This window comes from Streptococcus parasanguinis, from assembly GCF_040908565.1.
Taxonomy (GTDB): domain Bacteria; phylum Bacillota; class Bacilli; order Lactobacillales; family Streptococcaceae; genus Streptococcus; species Streptococcus parasanguinis_AC.
This window is the reverse complement of sequence record NZ_JBDGEA010000019.1, coordinates 1-20448: the sequence shown is the minus strand read 5'-3', so window position 1 is coordinate 20448 and position 20448 is coordinate 1. Positions and strand designations below refer to the sequence as shown.

The 20448-nt window shown below is 43.0% G+C and carries 15 protein-coding genes and 1 tRNA gene; 12 read left to right on the top strand and 4 right to left on the bottom strand.

Annotation, left to right across the window (positions count from 1 at the left end; translation table 11 throughout):
- Positions 1–2: 2 nt before the first annotated feature.
- The 6 genes from AB5Y61_RS09015 to AB5Y61_RS08990 all read left to right on the top strand — a co-directional run bounded on the left by AB5Y61_RS09015 (position 3) and on the right by AB5Y61_RS08990 (position 11115).
- Positions 3–1418, top strand: a complete 1416-nt coding sequence (locus tag AB5Y61_RS09015; protein ID WP_368403907.1) for a flippase — start codon at positions 3–5, stop codon at positions 1416–1418.
- Between the two features lie 10 nt (positions 1419–1428).
- Positions 1429–2529: a UDP-galactopyranose mutase gene (gene glf, locus AB5Y61_RS09010; RefSeq protein ID WP_368403906.1), complete on the top strand. Its 1101-nt coding sequence runs from the start codon at positions 1429–1431 to the stop codon at positions 2527–2529.
- Positions 2526–3518 (top strand): Stealth CR1 domain-containing protein, encoded by a 993-nt coding sequence (locus AB5Y61_RS09005; RefSeq protein WP_368403905.1) that lies wholly within the window; start codon positions 2526–2528, stop codon positions 3516–3518. The genes glf and AB5Y61_RS09005 overlap by 4 nt, the downstream gene beginning before the upstream one ends.
- A gap of 10 nt (positions 3519–3528) precedes the next feature.
- On the top strand, positions 3529–4581 hold the full coding sequence (locus AB5Y61_RS09000; RefSeq protein WP_302692327.1) for a galactofuranosyltransferase: 1053 nt from the start codon (positions 3529–3531) through the stop codon (positions 4579–4581).
- 145 nt (positions 4582–4726) lie between these two features.
- Positions 4727–8197: a GBS Bsp-like repeat-containing protein gene (locus tag AB5Y61_RS08995; protein WP_368403904.1), complete on the top strand. Its 3471-nt coding sequence runs from the start codon at positions 4727–4729 to the stop codon at positions 8195–8197.
- 143 nt (positions 8198–8340) lie between these two features.
- Entirely contained in the window at positions 8341–11115 is a 2775-nt protein-coding gene (locus tag AB5Y61_RS08990; RefSeq protein WP_368403903.1) for a GBS Bsp-like repeat-containing protein, read from the top strand.
- Positions 11116–11142: 27 nt separating this feature from the next.
- On the opposite strand, the gene AB5Y61_RS08985 is transcribed toward AB5Y61_RS08990, so the two are convergent.
- Positions 11143–12006 (bottom strand): RluA family pseudouridine synthase, encoded by an 864-nt coding sequence (locus AB5Y61_RS08985; protein WP_368403902.1) that lies wholly within the window; start codon positions 12004–12006, stop codon positions 11143–11145.
- 103 nt (positions 12007–12109) lie between these two features.
- Between AB5Y61_RS08985 and pbp2a the strand changes: the two genes are divergently transcribed.
- Positions 12110–14344, top strand: a complete 2235-nt coding sequence (gene pbp2a / locus AB5Y61_RS08980) for a penicillin-binding protein PBP2A (RefSeq protein WP_368403901.1) — start codon at positions 12110–12112, stop codon at positions 14342–14344.
- Positions 14345–14386: 42 nt separating this feature from the next.
- Here pbp2a and ypfJ read toward each other — a convergent pair whose 3' ends face one another.
- Positions 14387–15301, bottom strand: coding sequence for a KPN_02809 family neutral zinc metallopeptidase (gene ypfJ, locus AB5Y61_RS08975; RefSeq protein WP_368403900.1), 915 nt, complete (start codon positions 15299–15301; stop codon positions 14387–14389).
- Positions 15302–15445: 144 nt separating this feature from the next.
- Here ypfJ and rpmG point away from each other — a divergent pair, with 144 nt between their 5' ends.
- From rpmG to nusG, 3 genes are all read left to right on the top strand, one after another.
- A complete protein-coding gene (rpmG, locus tag AB5Y61_RS08970) occupies positions 15446–15598 on the top strand; it encodes a 50S ribosomal protein L33 (RefSeq protein WP_003009043.1) in 153 nt (50 codons plus the stop codon).
- Between the two features lie 9 nt (positions 15599–15607).
- Positions 15608–15784, top strand: coding sequence for a preprotein translocase subunit SecE (gene secE, locus AB5Y61_RS08965; RefSeq protein WP_003002261.1), 177 nt, complete (start codon positions 15608–15610; stop codon positions 15782–15784).
- Between the two features lie 186 nt (positions 15785–15970).
- Entirely contained in the window at positions 15971–16507 is a 537-nt protein-coding gene (gene nusG / locus AB5Y61_RS08960; RefSeq protein WP_003002077.1) for a transcription termination/antitermination protein NusG, read from the top strand.
- A gap of 251 nt (positions 16508–16758) precedes the next feature.
- Here the strand turns inward: nusG and AB5Y61_RS08955 are convergent, their stop codons facing one another.
- On the bottom strand, positions 16759–17517 hold the full coding sequence (locus AB5Y61_RS08955; RefSeq protein WP_368403899.1) for a hypothetical protein: 759 nt from the start codon (positions 17515–17517) through the stop codon (positions 16759–16761).
- A 144-nt stretch (positions 17518–17661) separates the two neighbouring features.
- A tRNA-Cys gene (locus AB5Y61_RS08950) sits at positions 17662–17732 on the bottom strand.
- 264 nt (positions 17733–17996) lie between these two features.
- Here AB5Y61_RS08950 and rpsB point away from each other — a divergent pair.
- Both rpsB and tsf read left to right on the top strand, forming a co-directional pair.
- Positions 17997–18779, top strand: a complete 783-nt coding sequence (gene rpsB / locus AB5Y61_RS08945; RefSeq protein ID WP_003002189.1) for a 30S ribosomal protein S2 — start codon at positions 17997–17999, stop codon at positions 18777–18779.
- Positions 18780–18860: 81 nt separating this feature from the next.
- Positions 18861–19901, top strand: coding sequence for a translation elongation factor Ts (gene tsf, locus AB5Y61_RS08940; protein ID WP_126404945.1), 1041 nt, complete (start codon positions 18861–18863; stop codon positions 19899–19901).
- Positions 19902–20448 lie beyond the last annotated feature (547 nt).

The following is a 20448-nucleotide window of genomic DNA, read 5'->3' as shown; positions in this document are numbered from 1 at the left end:
TCATGAAAGTTCTTAAAAATTACGCCTATAATCTCTCCTACCAGTTACTGGTGATTATCTTGCCGATTATCACCACCCCTTATGTGACGCGGGTCTTTAGTTCAAATGACTTGGGGACCTATGGCTATTTCAACTCCATTGTTACTTATTTTCTCCTTTTGGCGACGCTAGGAGTGGCTAATTATGGAACTAAGGAGATTTCAGGACACCGAAAAGACATCCAAAAGAATTTCTGGGGGATTTATACTCTCCAGTTGGGGGCTACGATTTTATCTCTTGCCCTCTATGTTCTTTTGTGTGTAACTCTATCTTCTATGCAAAATCCTGTCGCTTATATCTTAGGACTTAGCTTGGTTTCTAAGGGACTCGACATTTCCTGGCTCTTTCAGGGATTAGAGGATTTCCGTAAGATTACGATTCGGAATATCACGGTCAAACTGGTTGGAGTCACCTCCATCTTCTTGTTTGTCAAATCTGCCAATGATCTGTATCTCTATGTATTCTTATTAACGATCTTTGAGCTTTTAGGTCAGCTCAGTATGTGGCTACCCGCTCGTGAATTTATTGGGAAAGCACATTTTGATTTGGCTTATGCACGGGTGCATTTAAAACCGGTCATTCTGCTCTTTTTACCGCAGATTGCCATTTCCTTGTATGTCACTTTGGACCGAACCATGCTGGGGGCTCTCGCATCTACAAAGGATGTAGGGATCTATGACCAGGCCTTAAAATTGGTCAATATTTTGTTAACCTTGGTGACTTCACTGGGGAGTGTCATGTTGCCTCGGGTATCGAGCCTCTTATCCTCAGGGGACCACAAAGCGGTTAACAAGATGCATCAAATGTCCTTTTTGATTTATAATTTGGTCATTTTCCCGATTATTGCCGGCATGCTGATTGTCAATGATGATTTTGTTCAATTCTTCCTAGGGAAGGATTTCCAGGATGCACGTTATGCCATTGCCATCATGATTTTTAGAATGTTCTTTATCGGATGGACCAATATCATGGGGATTCAAATTCTAATCCCTCATAATAAAAATAAAGAATTTATGATTTCGACAACTGTTCCTGCCATTGTCAGTGTCGGATTGAACCTAATCTTCCTACCAAAACTGGGCTTTATTGGAGCTTCGATTGTTTCAGTGTTGACAGAAGCTTTGGTATGGGGGATTCAACTCTACTTCACACGAACTTATCTTAAAGAAGTGCCGATTATGGGCTCAATGATGAAGATTGTGTTCGCTTCAGGCCTCATGTATGGTCTTTTGCTACTAGTCAAGTCCATCGTCCACCTTTCGCCAACGCTGAATGTCGTTCTGTATGCTGGCCTAGGTGGGGTCATCTATGGGACCTTGATTTTGCTCCTCAAAGTAGTGAATGTGAAAGAGTTGAAACAGCAATTAATAAAAAAATAGGGAGACAACTATGTACGATTATCTGATTGTTGGTGCTGGTCTATCGGGAGCAATTTTTGCTCATGAGGCAACCAAGCGTGGCAAAAAAGTAAAAGTGATTGATAAACGGGACCACATCGGTGGGAATATCTATTGTGAAGAAGTTGAAGGAATCAATGTTCACAAGTACGGTGCCCACATTTTCCATACCTCAAACAAAAAGGTTTGGGATTATGTCAACCAATTTGCTGAATTTAACAACTATATCAATTCACCGGTAGCTAATTACAAGGGTAGCCTCTACAATCTTCCCTTCAACATGAATACCTTTTATGCCATGTGGGGAACCAAGACTCCTCGAGAAGTCAAAGACAAGATTGCAGAGCAAACGGCGGATATGAAAGATGTTGAGCCCAAGAACCTTGAAGAACAGGCCATCAAGTTGATTGGTCCAGATATCTATGAAAAGTTGATCAAGGGCTATACGGAGAAGCAATGGGGACGTTCTGCAACAGACCTTCCACCCTTTATCATCAAGCGCCTCCCAGTGCGTTTGACTTTTGATAACAACTACTTTAACGACCGTTACCAAGGGATTCCAATCGGTGGTTACAATGTCATTATCGAAAATATGCTGGGCGATGTAGAAGTAGAACTTGGGGTTGATTTCTTTGCCAATCGTGAAGAACTGGAAAGCTCTGCTGAAAAAGTTGTCTTCACAGGGATGATTGATCAGTACTTTGACTACAAGCATGGGGAGTTGGAATACCGCAGCCTTCGGTTCGAACACGAGATCTTGGATGAGGAAAATCATCAGGGTAATGCTGTGGTCAACTACACCGAGCGTGAAATTCCTTATACTCGGATCATTGAGCACAAGCACTTCGAGTATGGGACTCAACCGAAGACGGTGATTACCCGTGAATACCCAGCTGATTGGAAACGAGGCGATGAGCCCTACTATCCAATCAATGATGAAAAGAACAATGCCATGTTTGCCAAGTACCAAGAAGAAGCAGCTAAAAATGACAAGGTCATCTTCTGTGGACGCCTGGCAGACTATAAATACTACGACATGCACGTGGTTATTGAGCGTGCCTTGGAAGTCGTAGAGAAAGAATTTAGTAAATGACACAAGAAAAAATTGATATCGTGGTTCTTTGGGTCGACGGAAGTGATACTGAGTTTATCCGCGAGAAACAAGTCGTGACAGGTCAAATGTCAAAAATAGACCAAGAAATCGACGGAGAGCAACGTTATCGTGATTACGGTATTTTTAATTACTGGTTTCGAATGATTGAAAAGCATGCTCCTTGGGTGAATAATGTTTATCTAATTACCAACGGGCAAAAGCCTGACTGGTTAAATTTGGAGCATCCAAAACTTAAGTTGATCACTCATAGGGAATTTATGCCTGAAGCTTACCTTCCTTCATATAATTCAGCAGCAATTGAGCTAAATCTTCATCGTATTGAGGGCTTATCAGAACATTTTATCTACTTCAATGATGATATGTTCATGATAAAGGATACTCAACCTTCTGATTTTTATAAAAATGGGCACCCCAAGCTTTTAGCAGTATACGATGCTTTAGTTCCATGGTCACCATTTACAAATACTTATCACAATAATGTTGAGTTGATTTATCGCCATTTTCCTAATAAGAAGGCTATGAAATCCTCTCCTTGGAAATTTTTTAATTTTCGTTATGGTTTCTTGGTTTTGAAAAACTTGTTACTCTTACCATGGGGACCGACGGGTTATGTGAATCAGCATTTGCCTGTACCGATGAAGAAGAGTACTTTGTCACATTTGTGGGACATCGAAGGTGAAACTTTGGATAGAACATCCAGAAATAAGATTAGAGATTATGGGGTAGATGTCAATCAATACGTTTGTTCTAACTGGCAAATTGAAAGTAATCAGTTTTATCCTATGTCTAAAAATTTCGGAGAAACAATTGGTTTAAATCAAGTGGATAAGCTGGAATCTATCTTTAAAGATAGACGTAAAAAACTGCTTTGTGTCAATGATGATGGGGACTTTAGGGAAGAAAACATCATTCATTTCAAGCAAATTTTAAATGAATATTATCCTAAAAAATCAACGTATGAAAAATGAGAAGTAAAAGATGAAATACTATTTAAAAGAAGAATTTTTACACGACAATAATGCTAAAAATGCGGGAAATAAAGCACGTAATGACGTTGAAGCCATTTTAAATAAATTAGGTTATTCTCCTTTGAAAGTTTTGGTGGATGACTGGTATCAAATGAATGTTCTTAGGGCACAAATTCATAAATATAGAGCTCTCTTTAGAGCTTTCAAAGACCTAAAGAAAAATGATGAGATCATAATTCAATTTCCTTTGTTACATCATTCTTTATTTCTTAACCATTTACTAAAAAAACTTAAAAACAGGGGTACGGATGTCTATTTTTTAGTTCATGATTTGGAAACACTGCGTTTTGTGAATGATAAAACCTTACCATTTAGGATGAAGTTACGGATGAAACTAACTGAAAGTGATACGTTCCGTAGTGTTACAGGAATTATTGCTCACAACCCGGTTATGAAATCTGTCTTAGTGGATAAAGGGGTTGTAGAAGACAAGATTGTCAGCCTTGGAATTTTTGACTATTTGATTCCAGATTTTCAAGAAAAGAGTGGCCAAACAAAAGACCAGCCGATAATTGTGGCAGGTAATTTGGCCAAGGAAAAAGCTGGTTATCTTTATACTCTTCCAGAAGCACCGTCTTATAACCTTTATGGTGTTGGCTTTGATGAGAGTAGAGCGCTTGCAAATGAAACCTACTTTGGTTCCTTCCTACCGGATGAACTTCCTGCAGCCCTTGAGGGCGGTTTTGGTCTGGTCTGGGATGGAGATAGCGTTGAGACCTGTAGTGGTGTTTTTGGCGAGTACCTTCGCTACAACAACTCCCACAAGGCGTCGCTTTATCTAGCATCGGGCTTCCCGCTTGTCGTGTGGAAACAGTCAGCCTTGTCTCACTTTGTGCTTGAGAAGGGCTGCGGGATTGCAGTAGAGTCTCTCCATGATTTGAAGGAGACAATCGACAATATTTCAGATGCTGATTACCAAGACTTGGTGGACAATGCCAAGCGTGTTGGTCAGGAAATCCGAGATGGTCACTACTTAAAGACGGCGTTAAATCATTTAGCATAAGATCAAAAGAAGTCAGACGGACTTCTTTTTTTAGTTTTTCAAAAAAATATCACTAATTTTAAAAATTTGCCTTATAAAACTTTTCATCGCTGAAACCGTGTGGTAAAATGATTAACGTATAAAATTTGTATAAAGGGAAGTTTATATGAAAAAGAAAGATCTTATTTTTTATGCCGGAGCGGCAGTCTTGATGGCTGTATCTGCTCAGGGAGTCAGTGCAGATGAGCTGGTTTCAAACGAGGCCGCTACTACTGAAGGCAACCAAGTCCAAGCTGAAAAAGCGCCAGAAGTAGCCGTTGCTGAAAAGTCGGTAGCACCTGTCGCAAGCAACTATGCAGCACCAGCAAATGTGACCGAGCAGCCTGTAGCACCTGCGAGCAAGACCACGGCTTCAGAAAGTGGAACCCCATCTGTTGAGAAAGCTACAGAAGCATCGACTACTGAGAAAGAAGAAACTCCTCTTCCGTCTAATACAGGAAGCACGACCTTCTTTAACACAGGCGCTCACGCTCCTGCTGGTCGTTCAACAGATGTGGCGGTTCAACCAAAATCATTTGTTGATGTGAGTAGCCACAACGAAGACATTAGTATTGGCGACTACCGTACCCTAGCTAATAAAGGCGTAGGCGGTGTCGTTATCAAATTGACAGAAGACACTTGGTACAAGAACCCGAATGCGGAGAACCAAATTCGTAATGCACAAGCTGCGGGTCTGCAAGTATCGACCTACCACTTCTCACGCTACACTTCTGAGGAAGCAGCGCGTGCAGAAGCGCGATTCTACATTGCAGAGGCGCAACGCTTGAATCTTCCAAAGAACACCCTCATGGTCAATGACTTTGAGGATGCCAAGATGCAGGCAAATATTAACCGCAACACCCAAGCTTGGGCTGACGAAATGCGTAAAAATGGCTACAGCAACTTGATGTTCTACACCAGTGCTAGCTGGTTGGATGAAAACAACCTTCGCAAGAAAGGTCCTGTCAACACCGCTCAATTTGGTCTTCAGAATTTCTGGGTTGCCCAATACCCTTCTCCAAAACTATCTGTAAACGATGCGAAAAGTTTGCGTTACAATGGGAAAGCTGGTGCCTGGCAGTTCACTTCTCAAGCGGAATTGCTTCCAGGAAAACACCTCTTTGACCACAGTGTGGATTATACCGGTCGCTTCACAGCGAACGCAAAACCTGCAGCGGATCCAACAGAAGGCAGCTTAAGTGGGAAGATTGACATTGTCAATAACGATACTATGACGGGACGCTTTGACGTTGTCATCTCAAATGTCAAGGCACCAAATGGAGTTCGAACCGTTTCTGTACCGATCTGGTCAGAAACAGGCGGTCAAGATGACCTTGTTTGGTATACAGCCAATCGTCAAGCAAATGGGACCTATACCGTCAATGTAAAAGCAGCGGACCATAAAAACTCAACCGGTCTTTACAATGTTCACCTTTACTATGTTCAGAACAATGGACAAATGACGGGTGTGGGTGGAACCTCGACTCAAGTATTCATTAGTAAGGCACCTGAGCAGTTAAAACCTAAAGCAAGTTTTACTATTGAAAATAATAATGCTAAATCAGGGACTTTCGACGCTGTGATCACTAATATCACAGCACCACTAGGTGTTAAGGAAGTTTTAGTCCCATCATGGAGTCTAGAAAATGGACAAGATGATCTTATCTGGCACAAGGCAACTAAGCAAACTGATGGTAGCTATCGCGTAACGATTAAGGCAAGTGAGCATAAGGGCGATAAAGGAAACTATCGTGCCGATGCTTACATCGTCGACAACTCTAACAATCGTCATTATATTTCTGAAAAAGTAGTTTCGGTTGATTACGTTCGACCAAGTGGAGTTCTGACGATTGAAAACAATAACCCAGTAGCAGGTACCTTTGATGCGGTTGTTAGTAATATTGTTGCACCGACTGGTCTAAAAGAAGTTCTAGTTCCATCATGGAGTTTGGTTGGTGGCCAAGATGACCTCATTTGGCACAAGGCAACGCGTCAAGCAGATGGTTCTTATCGTGTGACTATCAAAGCAACGGATCATAAGGATTCAACTGGTAATTACCGTGCTGATGCCTACATTGTAGATGATTCCAACAATCGTCATTATATTTCTGAAAAAGTAGTTGACGTTCGTCAATCACGCCCAACTGCTTCATTAACGATCGAAAACAATAATGTTTCAACTGGTAGTTTTGATGCGGTTATTCGTAATGTGGTGGCACCGACTGGTGTAAAGGAAATCTTAGTTCCATCATGGAGCCTTGAAAACGGACAGGATGATCTTGTATGGCACAAGGCAAATCGTCAAGCAGATGGAAGTTATCGAGTGACTATTAAAGCGAGTGATCATAAAAACTCACTAGGGAATTATCGTGCAGACCTTTATGTCGTTGATAATGATAACAACCGTCATTATGTTACTGAAACGATTGTAACTGTTAAACATGATAAACCAACTGGAATCATTTCGGTTGTCAATAACAACAAAGATACAGGTACCTTTGACGTCATTATCAAGGATGTCTACAGTCCTAAAGGTGTACGAACTGTTCAAGTCCCAACTTGGTCTGATAAGGACGGACAGGATGATCTCCGCTGGTACGAAGCAACTCGTCAAGCGAATGGAGACTACAAGGTATCGGTCAAAGCGAGCGATCACAAGAATTCTACTGGTAAGTACCATGTTCACCTTTACTACATTCAAAATGATGGTTCTCGTGTAGGTGTTGGTACCACGACTACAGAAGTGGAATTCCGAAATGCCATGACCAAGACACAAGCTGCCATTAAGAATGTCAATGCAACGAACGGGACTTATACAGTAGCTGTAGATCAAGCGCCTCAAGGTCGTCAGATTAAGAATATTCGTGTCGCAGCTTGGTCGAAAGCTCATCAAGAAAATCTTTACTGGTATTCCGCAACTCCAACAGGTATGCACACAGAGATCACAGTCTCTGCTAATAATCACGGTAATGAAGCAGGCAACTATACGACTCACGTCTATGTGGACTACAAAGATGGAGGAGTTGAAGGTTTTAACCTGGGTCAAACAGCCTTGTCTCAACGGAATCAAAAGGTGAATCCACAAACAACCTATTATTCTCAACGAGACCCTCGTTGGGCTGGGAAGTGGTATGGTGTGAGCAATGTCGATCAGTCAGGTTGTGTGCCAACCTCTCTTGCTATGACCTTCACAGATATCCTTGGCAGAACGATTTTGCCAACAACAGTGGCTGATTATCTTTACAACAATACTGATTCATTTAACAAAGGTGAAGCAGGAACGGATGCAGATGGGATTGTATCTGCTACCCGTAACTGGGGCTTGAAGAGTCAATTGGTTAACGGAGCTGGAGGCATTGCAGAAGCCCTCATGGCTGGCAAGCATGTACTTGCTGCGGTAGGCAATAGCCAATTTACTAGCGATCCTTATACCCATGAGTTGGTCTTGCATGGCTATGATAATGGTAGAACCTATGTACGCGATCCATATAATAGCGGCAACAACGGCTGGTACTCCATCAATTATCTTCACTCTATTAAGAGTAAGGATCCGATGGATAACAAGCTTGGAGCACCTTTCTTCTCTATTTTTGCATAAGCTAAACAGAAGGCCAATCTGGCCTTCTGTTTTCTTTAAAAACAGGATAAAATCTTCTAATGATATTGTTTCTTGATCCGGCGGTTTGTGCTATAATACTACTATGTGGGTACAATCCGTAAAAAAATTGTAAGGGAAGATACATGAAAAAGAAAGATCTTATTTTTTATGCTGGGACAGCTGTTTTGTTAGCTTTTTCTACACAACAAGTCAAAGCCGATGAGCAACATGCGTCCGATCAAACACAAGAAAATACATCAGCTATCGTTGCAAAAACAACAACTTCATCAGAAGCGCAGAATACTGTGAACGAAGGAGTGGGAGTTGAGAAAGGTGTTCAGACAGAAAATACCGTTCCAACAGAGACAGCACCTGTCACACCGACTGTTAGCAATAACGAGCCTTCTGACAAGGGCACTAGCGACAAGGTTACATCAGAGCATCCAGCACCTGCCGTAGTAGCTAGTCGTGCTCCATATGGCGCACGTGCACGAGTGGTAGCAGGAGAAGATAATAGTTTACCAACAGAGGAAGTACAGAAACCAAGTGGTACTTTCTCAATTGAAAATAATAACCAAACTACAGGTGCATTTGACGCGGTTGTTAGTAATATCACAGCACCACAAGGTGTGAAAGAAGTTTTGGTGCCATCATGGAGTCTTGAAAATGGTCAAGATGATCTTATTTGGCATAAGGCTACTAAGCAAACTGATGGTAGCTATCGCGTAACGATTAAGGCGAGTGAGCATAAAGGGAATAAAGGAGACTACCGTGCCGATGCATACGTCGTTGATAACTCTGGTAAACGCCACTATATCGCTGAACAAGTAGTTTCGGTTGATTACGTTCGACCAAGTGGTGTTCTGACGATTGAAAACAATAACCCAGTAGCAGGCACCTTTGATGCGGTTGTTAGCAAAATTGTTGCACCGACTGGTCTAAAAGAGGTTTTAGTTCCATCATGGAGTTTGGTTGGTGGTCAAGATGACCTTATCTGGCACAAGGCAACTCTCCAAGCTGATGGCTCTTATCGTGTAACTATTAAAGCGAGCGATCATAAGAACGATAGTGGGAAATACAACGTTCATGTACATTTCATTGATGCCGATAATCATCGACGTTATGTGACAGAGGCAATTACAGAAGTTCATCAGGTCAAACCAAGTGGCACAGTAACGATTGAGAATAACAATACTGAGAAAGGTACTTTTGATGCCGTTATTCGTAATGTAGTCGCTCCAACTGGTTTGAAAGAAGTTTTAGTCCCTACTTGGTCTAACAAAAATGGTCAGGATGATCTAGTCTGGCATAAAGCAATTCGTCAAAGTGATGGCAGCTACCGTGCAACCATTAAAGCATCTGATCATAAGAATGATACAGGTGAATTTAATGTTCATATTTACTACGTAGATCAAAATAATCAAAAAGCCTACATCACAAAGACAACGACAGAAGTACGTGAAGTTAAACCAAGTGGCACTATAACAATTGAGAACAACAATACTGTAACAGGCACATTTGATGCCGTTATTCGTAATGTTTTTGCTCCAAATGGCTTGAAAGAAGTTCTGATCCCAACATGGTCAGATTCAAACGGGCCTGATGATCTAGTCTGGCATAAAGCAGTGCGTCAAAGCGACGGTAGTTATCGTGCGACCATCAAAGCCTCAGATCATAAAAATGAGGATGGTAAGTACAATGTCCATGTTTATTATGTAGATCAAACTAATCAACGAAATTACATCACAGAAACCACGACAGAGGTACGTCAAGCCCGCCGTTCTGGTACAATCTTAATCCAAAACAACAACAAGGATACAGGTACCTTTGACGTCATCATTAAGGATGTCTACAATCCTAAAGGTGTGCGAACTGTGCAAGTCCCAACTTGGTCGGATAAGGACGGCCAAGACGATATCCGCTGGTATGAAGCAACTCGTCAAGCGAACGGAGACTACAAGGTATCTGTTAAAGCCAGCGATCACAAGAACTCTACTGGTAAGTACCATATCCACCTCTACTACATCCAAAATGATGGCTCTCGTGTGGGTGTTGGAACAACGACTACAGAAGTCGAGTTCCGAAATGCCAAGACCAAGACTCAAGCGTCTATCAAGAATGTCAATTCTGGTGCTGGAACTTATACAGTAACGGTGGATCAAGCGCCTCAAGGTCGTCAGATTAAGAACATCCGTGTTGCAGCCTGGTCTCAAGCCCATCAGGAAAACCTCTTCTGGTATTCAACAGCACCTTCTGGAATGCATACAGAAGTGCAGGTCTCTGCAGCAAATCACCAGTACCAATCAGGTAACTATACCACTCACGTCTATGTGGATTATGTCGATGGTGGCGTTGAAGGCTTTAACCTTGGTCAAACAGCCCTTCATCCCCGTGCGACAGTAGATCAAACTGCTTTTAGTCCTCGTGTAACGAATGGACAACGGGACCGTGTCTTGCGGGCAGCAGCGAGTCTAGTAGGCGTTCGTGGCGGAACTGCAGCTCACCATCAATTGGTCAATGATTATAACAGTGTCAAACCACTTCCTGTAGGTTATGCAGTGAAGACGACCGATGATTGGTGTGATATCTTTGTCACAACAGTCTTCCAGCGGGAAGGTTTGAGCGGTTTGATTGGCCGTGAATGTGGAGTCGAACGTCACATTCAGATCTTCAAACGTTTGGGCATTTGGAATGAAGATGGGACCACTACACCAAAAGCAGGGGACATCATCACCTTTAACTGGGATCAAAATAGCCAGCAAAATAATGGTTTTGCGGATCACATCGGAATTGTTGAGAGCGTCTCAAATGGGATCATTCATACCATTGAAGGAAACTCCAACAACCAAGTCCGTCGCAATACGTATCGGATTGGACATGGCAATATTCGTGGATTTGCAACTCCTCGCTATCAATAATAAAAAAGAAGCCCTGTGGCTTCTTTTTTAGTCTCTCAATCCTTCTTCGAAACTCTTAGAAGGGGCCTCGACTTGGATGGTTTCAAGGGTTAATGGATTGGTGAAGGTCAAGCGGTGGGCATGGAGCATGAGTCGCTCTCCACGCGCAGGATTGTAGAGAGGATCCCCGACAATCGGGTGTCCATGATGGGAGAGATGAACCCGGATCTGATGGGTACGTCCCGTCTTGAGCTGGCATTTGACCAGGCTGTTTCGCCCGATTTTTTTCAGTTGCGTCACCTGAGTTTCTGCATACTGTCCCTTGCGTGGATCGACCAGGCGCTTGCGTCGATCGTGGCGATCGCGCCCGATTTTATCCTTGTAAATGATGGTCTTTTGCGCTAAATTTCCTTGGATCAAGGCCCAGTACTCGCGTTGGATTTTTTTATTTTCTAAAATTCGGTTGAGAATAGGCAGGATAAAAGGATTCTTAGCAAATAAAATCGCTCCGCTGGTTTCCTTATCTAACCGGTGCACGACGTAGCAGGTGGATCCAACATAGCTGGAAACATGGTTGAGAAGAGCAATTTCCATCGGTTCGTTGGCATGGGTTTTCATGCCTTCGGGCTTATTGACGATGATGACGTGCTCATCCTGATAGAGCTCTTCGACGAGACTGGGGTCTCCTTCTAGGAGCTCTTTTTCAGGGTAATCGTCTGCGTCAAAGATCAGCTGGATCTGATCCCCTTTTTGAACGGGGCTCTGCCAGTTGATGATCTCTCCATTCACCAAGACGTGTTTTTTGACCCGTAAAAAATGCCGGATCTTACGGGGGATGAGGAAGTAGTCTTCAAGGAGCTCTTTCACAGTCATTTGGGGAAAGGATTCTGGAATGGTAAATTGATAGTTCATGACCCTATTGTAGCAAAATCTAAGCTTAAAGAAAACTAAATGAGAAATAGCGAGGAGCTATCTTTTCTTGCTAGGACAAGGATAAGGTGTTACAATAACAGGTATGAATAGAATAAAAGAATTATTTGAAAACCTGATCACTTTTTTTAGAAAGGATCATCCGCCCAAAGCGGTGGCAGAAGAAGTGCCAGATACGGAACTACCGGAAGAGACAGTAGAGCCAACCTATAGTCGCTCAGGCAAGCACAGAAGCAAGCCTCTCTCTCAGCATCCCTTCCGTCGTTTTTGGCGCAGATTCCATTTGACCAAGATTCTCCTGATCATTGGGCTAGGCTTTAGCCTCTTGATAGGGGGTTATCTCTTCTATCTTGCTAAGACGACCAACGTCAAGGATTTGCAGAATGCACTCAAGGCCACAACCATTATCTATGATAAGAATGGGGACCAGGCTGGAAGTTTGACCGGACAAAAAGGAACCTATGTCGAACTTGATGCTATTAGTGAGAATTTGCAAAACGCTGTGGTTGCAACAGAGGACCGTAGCTTTTACAAGAATAGTGGGATCAACTATGGTCGCTTCTTCTTAGCGATTTTGACCCTGGGTCGCTCAGGTGGTGGGTCGACCATCACCCAGCAGCTAGCGAAAAATGCCTTTCTATCTCAGGACCAGACGGTGGAACGTAAGGCCAAGGAATTCTTCCTGGCGCTTGAAATCAATAAGAAATACAGTAAAAAAGAGATCCTCACCATGTACCTCAACAATGCCTATTTTGGAAATGGGGTTTGGGGAATTGAGGATGCTTCTAAGAAGTATTTTGGGGTTTCAGCCAGTCAATTAAGTCTGGATCAGTCTGCGGTACTTGCAGGTATGCTCAAGGGACCAGAGATCTATAACCCGCTCTATTCAGTAGAGAATGCAACCAATCGTCGCAATACCGTCCTCCAAAATATGGTGGCAGCTGGCTATATTGACCAGGCAACAGCCGATCAATCTGCTGCTGTTGATATCCATGGCCAGCTGGTTGATGCCTATGAAGGCAAGTCGGAGGATTACCGCTACCCATCCTATTTTGATGCGGTCATCAACGAAGCGGTCAATGAATACGGTCTCACCGAAGAAGACATTGTCAAAAATGGCTACCGGATCTACACAGAGCTGGATCAGAATTACCAAGCCAGCATGCAGGTGATCTATGACAATACGGCTCTCTTCCCAGTAGCGGAAGACGGCACGCGCGCAGAGTCTGGTAGTGTCGCCCTCGATCCTAAAACCGGAGGGGTTCGGGCTCTCGTAGGTCGTGTCGGTAGCGATGAAAATCCAGGATTTCGGACTTACAACTATGCCACCCAAGCTGCTCGTAGTCCGGGATCGACCATCAAACCTTTAGTGGTCTATAGCCCAGCTGTTGCAGCAGGTTGGTCGACCAATAAGGAATTGGACAATAGTACCACCCAATATGGAAGCTACGAGGTTAATAACTACGCGGGAATCCAGTCGAGCCCAACGGTACCGATGTACCAGGCCTTGGCAGAATCCCTCAACCTTCCAGCAGTAGCGACTGCTAATGAATTGGGCCTCAATACGGTCTTTGAGTACGGAAAAAAATTCGGTCTCAACATGGACAAGGTAGACAAGTCGCTTGCCGTTGCCTTAGGAGCCGGTGTAACAACCAATCCGATGCAGATGGCCCAGGCCTATGGCACCTTTGCTAATGGCGGGGTCATGAATGATGCCCATCTTATTACCAAGATCGAAAATGCCAGTGGCCAAGTGGTCAAGAGTCACAGCCAGAGATCAACCCGAGTGCTGAGTGGGTCAACAACAGATAAGATGACCAATATGATGCTGGGTACCTTCAGTAATGGTACAGGGGTTAACGCTGCGCCTTATGGCTATACCATGGCAGGGAAAACCGGTACGACTGAGACCAGCTTTAACAAGGACCTCTCTGGAGACCAATGGGTGATCGGCTACACACCAGATGTGGTTATCAGTCAATGGCTTGGTTTTCCAAAGACCGATGAAGGTCACTATCTGACAGACAGTAGTGCTGGAACGGCGTCAGAGATCTTCCGCAATGTTGCAAACAGTGTTCTGCCTTATACAGACGGCACCCAGTTTGACTCTGTGAAGAACTCTTATGCTGAAAACGGCATTGCGCCAGTCGGAGAAGAAACGACAGAAACAGACAGTAAAGAAGATAAAGGTTTCTTTGAAGAAGTCAAAGAAAAAGCCTCAAATATGGTCGATGATGCGAAAAAAGCAATTGACGAGGCTGATCTCCCAGGAAAAGCGAAAGATGCTTGGGATACCTTCAAAGGCTGGTTTGGTTTCTAATCAAAAAAATCTATTCAGAAGGATTTCTGAATAGATTTTTGTTTAGAGTTCACTATCTGACAAGCTAAAGGTATCGCCATGTTGCAAATCTCCGTACTGGTAGCCCCTCTTGAACCAGCGCATGCGTTGTTCCGAAGTCCCGTGGGTAAAGCTATCTGGTACCGAGTAGCCGTAGGCTTGTTCCTGGAGAGTATCGTCACCGACTGCATGGGCTGCATTCATGGCCTCTTCGATATCCCCGATATCCAGAAGATTTCGGTCTTGAATGGAGCGGGCCCAGACGCCTGCTAGATAATCAGCTTGTAGCTCGATGCGGACGCTGATGGCATTCCGTTCCTTTTCAGAAAGTCCTTGTTGCATCCGATGGTATTTGCCAAGGATTCCCAGCTCATTTTGTACGTGGTGGCCGACTTCATGGGCGATGACGTAGGCCATGGCAAAGTCCCCACTAGCCTTGTATTTGGTGGTCAATTCCTTATAGAAGCTCATATCCAAATAAATTTTCTTATCGGTTGGACAGTAGAAGGGACCAGCCGATGCTTGCCCAACCCCACAGCCTGTCTTTGTCCGTCCGGTATAGAAGACTAGTTTGGGCTCCTGGTAGGTCCGTCCTTCGGCCTGAAAGACCTTGTGCCAATGATCTTCGGTCGTTCCAAGGACTTTGCTGACGAACTCAGCATCTGCATCGTCGACATGGGTTTTGTTGGTGCGTGTGACTTGGGTGGACTGGTAAGGTTGAGAAGAAGTCCCATTTCCAAAGAGGCCCCCAAGGCTAGCTCCTCCCCCTCCTAGAAGGACCACGAGAAGGATGATGATGATCTTACTCTTGAAGCTACCAGGCGATAGCAAAATTTGTAAAATGCCCCCGCCAAGGTTACTGTTGCCTGAAGACTGGGAGTAGCTTTGCCCTCGACGGTCTTCGATATTTCTACTTTCTTTTAAGTTATCACTTTTCATATTCGTCTCCTCTTGTTTTATTTTACCAAAAATGAGGCGAAAACCAGAGTGATAACGCTTTATATTTGCTTTTTTCTTGACAGGAGATTTTCTGTTCTTGTCAAAACGTGGAAAACTTGCTATAATGGGGTGAACGGAGGCGTTATGGCATTAAAAAAAGCAAGTCTAGCGTGTACGGTTTGTGGGTCACGCAATTACTCCATTAAGTTGAGTGGGACGCCAAAACCAACACGTCTAGAAGTCAATAAATTCTGCAAACATTGCAGCAAGTATACCATCCATAAAGAAACACGATAGGAGAGAGTTGTGAAATTCATTAAAGATATTTTCGTCTTACTAAAAGATACAACTTGGCCAAATCGCAAGGAAAGATGGAAAAACTTTATCTCAGTGATTGAGTACACCGCTTTCTTTGTTGCATTGATTTATTTGTTCGACAAAGTCATTGCACGTGGCCTATTGCACATGATCAATTTCTTTTAAGAAAAGAAGCCAGGCGGGATCCCAAGGGTCCTGCTTTTATGGTCTTTTCTTAAAAATAAATCAGCAAACCTCTTTGCATTCCGGCAAAATGTGGTATAATGAAGCTAGGAAACGGAAAGCCAAGAGGCTTTTTTTAGTATGTTCACAAAAGCTCGAGCAGGCTAAACAGAAAGAAAGGATGCCCAAATGGACAGTTTTGATAAAGGCTGGTTTGTACTACAAACCTACTCAGGATATGAAAACAAGGTAAAAGAGAATCTTTTGCAACGTGCGCAAACTTACAATATGTTAGAAAACATCTTGCGCGTAGAGATTCCAACTCAAACCGTACAAGTTGAGAAAAACGGTAAAACAAAAGAAATCGAAGAAAACCGCTTCCCAGGTTATGTCTTGGTAGAAATGGTCATGACAGATGAAGCTTGGTTTGTTGTTCGGAATACACCGAATGTTACTGGTTTCGTCGGATCCCACGGGAACCGTTCAAAACCAACTCCATTGTTGGAAGAAGAAATCCGCAGCATCTTGCTCTCTATGGGTCAAACCGTTCAAGAGTTTGATTTGGATGTTAAGGTGGGCGATACGGTTCGTATCATTGACGGTGCCTTCACAGACTATACTGGTAAGATCACTGAAATTGATAACAACAAAGTGAAAATGGTCATTTCTATGTTCGGTAACGATACAGTTGCAGAAGTGAACCTGAACCAAATTGCTGAATTGTAAGAAAGAGAGAGTGGGACAGCTTCAACAGTCTGGGAGACTGTTGAAGGTTGCAGATAAAGGAAACATAGTTTCCGTCAACATAGGGCATCTTTGAAGCTTAAAAAGCGAACAAAGACTTAGGATACTTGCTTCGCAAGTTCTATCCGCCACCTCAAAGCAGTGCTTTGAGCACTCAACCACTGCGTCTTGCTCGACAATCCAAAAACAATTAAGAGGCTAGGACTTTTGTCCCAGCCTCTTTTCATTGCGCTTTATTGATTTTTATCCAGGCCAGTGATCTTTTTTAGCTGCTTGGTTTCTGCAGCAGACATGACATCAACGATCTTGTCTCCCTGTGTAGAGAAGTTAGATTCGTCTCCGTTGCTATCTTTATAGACATAGCTGGTCCAACGTTCGGAACGCATAATGATATAGGGTTTTCCAAGACGTTCGAGGGCTGTTTTTGGTGTATCGGATTTGGAAATGCTACCGGTAGACTGGTGGTTGGCATCGCCTCCTTTTAAACGGAAGGTGATATCTGTTAGGACATTATTGCGGAAGACAGCCATGATATCGCCATTGTCTGTTGCCCAAACATTGACCCCATCGCCAGGATTCGAACTGTCTGTACTACTTACGGGTTGACCAAAGGCTGCAACTACGTCATCGTAACTGCTTCTTTCTTTTGGCCCACCAACCTCTTGTCCATCTTCGGTTCTTAATACAAAACCAGTGCTCAGATGGAGTTTCTTGAGTTTTTCGATCTCAGGAATGGATGCAGCTCCCGGCACATATTGGAGAGAGGAACCATCATCTGGATCCAAACTGTAGCGATCTGAAAAATCATCTGAGCTACTGCTGTCTGAAGAAGCGCTCGACGGTTTACTAGATGATTTTTTGGTTGAAGATTGTTTGATCGGTTTTCTAGAACTAGAAGCTGTTTTTGCTTGTTGCCCAGAATTGGCAGGAGAGCAAGCTGCTAGTGTCACTAGAGACAGAAGGCCGATCGTAAAGAAACGAATGTTTTTCATAAATACCCTTTCTAATTGTGCTTCGCCGATTAGGCGAGGTTTTATTATATCAATAATCCAGGAATGGAGCAAATGGAAACAAAAAAACCCCTATTGCTAGGGGAATTTTTAAAAGATAAAAGATGATAAAAAATTTTATTATCAAGGCGGTAGACGGATTTGAACCGACGATCAAGCTTTTGCAGAGCCGTGCCTTACCACTTGGCTATACCGCCGTAACATATAATATTGTAACCTAAAAAACAAGATAGGTCAAGAAAAACTTTTTACGTCAAATAACTTTAGAAAACCATTTCATCGTAGGGATTGAAAAAATCTCTCAAATAGCTTGCGAATTCTAGGGATTTTTGCTATACTTATAGAGTTGTCTAAGACAGCAAATACTCATCTCGGATCCATTGTGGCACCGTTGCCCTTGTGGTCGTGTTGCAAGCTGACGTCTGAGAGAGGAGAAAAAAACAAAAAAGGAGAAACTACTCATGGCAGTAATTTCAATGAAACAACTTCTTGAGGCTGGTGTACACTTCGGTCACCAAACTCGTCGCTGGAACCCTAAGATGGCTAAGTACATCTTCACAGAACGTAACGGAATCCACGTGATCGACTTGCAACAAACTGTAAAATATGCAGACCAAGCATACGACTTCATGCGTGATGCAGCTGCAAACGATGCAGTGATCTTGTTTGTAGGTACTAAGAAACAAGCTGCTGATGCTGTTGCAGAAGAAGCTGTTCGTGCAGGTCAATACTTCATCAACCACCGTTGGTTGGGTGGAACTCTTACTAACTGGGGAACAATCCAAAAACGTATCGCTCGTTTGAAAGAAATCAAACGCATGGAAGAAGATGGAACTTTTGAAGTTCTTCCTAAGAAAGAAGTTGCATTGTTGAACAAACAACGCGCTCGTCTTGAAAAATTCTTGGGTGGTATCGAAGACATGCCTCGTATCCCAGACGTAATGTACGTTGTGGATCCACATAAAGAACAAATCGCTGTTAAAGAAGCTAAGAAATTGGGTATCCCAGTTGTAGCGATGGTTGATACAAACACTGACCCAGATGATATCGATGTTATCATCCCAGCGAACGATGACGCTATCCGCGCTGTTAAATTGATCACTGCGAAAATGGCTGACGCTGTTATCGAAGGACGTCAAGGTGAAGACAGTGTTGCTACAGTAGAAGCTGAATTGGCAGCTACTGAAGGTCAAGCTGATTCAATCGAAGAAATCGTTGAAGTTGTAGAAGGCGACAACGCTTAATTCATTCAATAAGTAACGAACCTAAGAGGGCAGGGCTCAGCCCGACCCTCTTATTTTATTAAAAAATATAGGAGAACAAAAATGGCAGAAATTACAGCTAAGCTTGTAAAAGAATTGCGTGAAAAATCTGGTGCTGGTGTCATGGACGCTAAAAAAGCATTGGTTGAAGTTGATGGTGATATCGAAAAAGCGATCGAATTGCTTCGCGAAAAAGGTATGGCTAAAGCAGCTAAGAAAGCTGACCGTGTTGCCGCTGAAGGTTTGACTGGTGTTTATGTCAATGGTAACGTTGCAGCAGTAGTTGAAGTAAATGCTGAAACTGACTTCGTTGCGAAAAACGCTCAATTCGTTGAATTGGTAAACGAAACTGCAAAAGTCATCGCTGAAGGGAAGCCAGCTAACAACGAAGAAGCTCTTGCTTTGACAATGCCTTCAGGTGAAACTCTTGAAGCTGCATACGTATCTGCAACTGCAACTATCGGTGAAAAAATTTCATTCCGTCGTTTTGCTTTGCTTGAAAAAACAGATGCACAACACTTCGGTGCTTACCAACACAACGGTGGACGTATCGGTGTTATCTCTGTTGTCGAAGGTGGAGACGAAGCACTTGCTAAACAAATCTCAATGCACATCGCTGCAATGAAACCAACTGTTCTTTCATACAAAGAATTGGATGAACAATTCGTGAAAGATGAATTGGCACAATTGAACCACGTTATCGACCAAGATAACGAAAGCCGTGCAATGGTTGGTAAACCAGCTCTTCCACACTTGAAGTATGGTTCTAAAGCTCAATTGACAGACGAAGTTGTCGCTCAAGCTGAAGAAGATATCAAAGCTGAATTGGCAGCTGAAGGTAAACCAGAAAAAATCTGGGATAAAATCATCCCAGGTAAAATGGATCGCTTCTTCTTGGACAACACGAAAGTTGACCAAGCTTACACACTTCTTGCACAAGTCTACATCATGGACGACAGCAAGACAGTGGAAGCTTACCTTGAATCAGTAAATGCTTCAGTTGTTGAATTCGTTCGCTTTGAAGTTGGTGAAGGTATTGAGAAAGCTTCAAATGACTTTGAAGCAGAAGTTGCAGCTACAATGGCAGCAGCTCTTAACAACTAAGAATAATAAATAAGAGGTTTCGAAGGAAACCTCTTTTTTGTAAAATAAATTCATCTAAATAACTTTCCTTAGGTGAGTACGGACGTCAGCGAACTTCAAAGAAGTTCCATGACTTATTAAGATACAAAGGGCGTCTGCGGATAAAGTCAAAATAGGGAGCAGAACAGAAGCACTGCTGTATGGGATTGCTTCGTTGTCCTGCCCCCACAAGGCTGATTAGGATTCTTCCGAGCTAAAAGGTGAGAGAAGAATTCAATCAGCTACTGTGTCTTGGATTTAGTACTAATGTATTTTGCGCTTTTTGACACAATCCGCAGCCCGTGTTCAATTAGTTTTAGACCCATTCGCTTTTCAAATTTTAAGCTCATGCTAAAACAGTTCCCCGAACTGTTTTACTTCCAAAACTCCCGAGTGCTAGAAACATGATTGTTTCTAGCACTTTTCTCACAGCGGAAAGTTTTAGTAGATGACTGAGTAATTCTAATAAATAAATTTTTTTGTTTTATAGAATTTATTAGATTTGTAAAAAACAGTTTGTCTATACTCT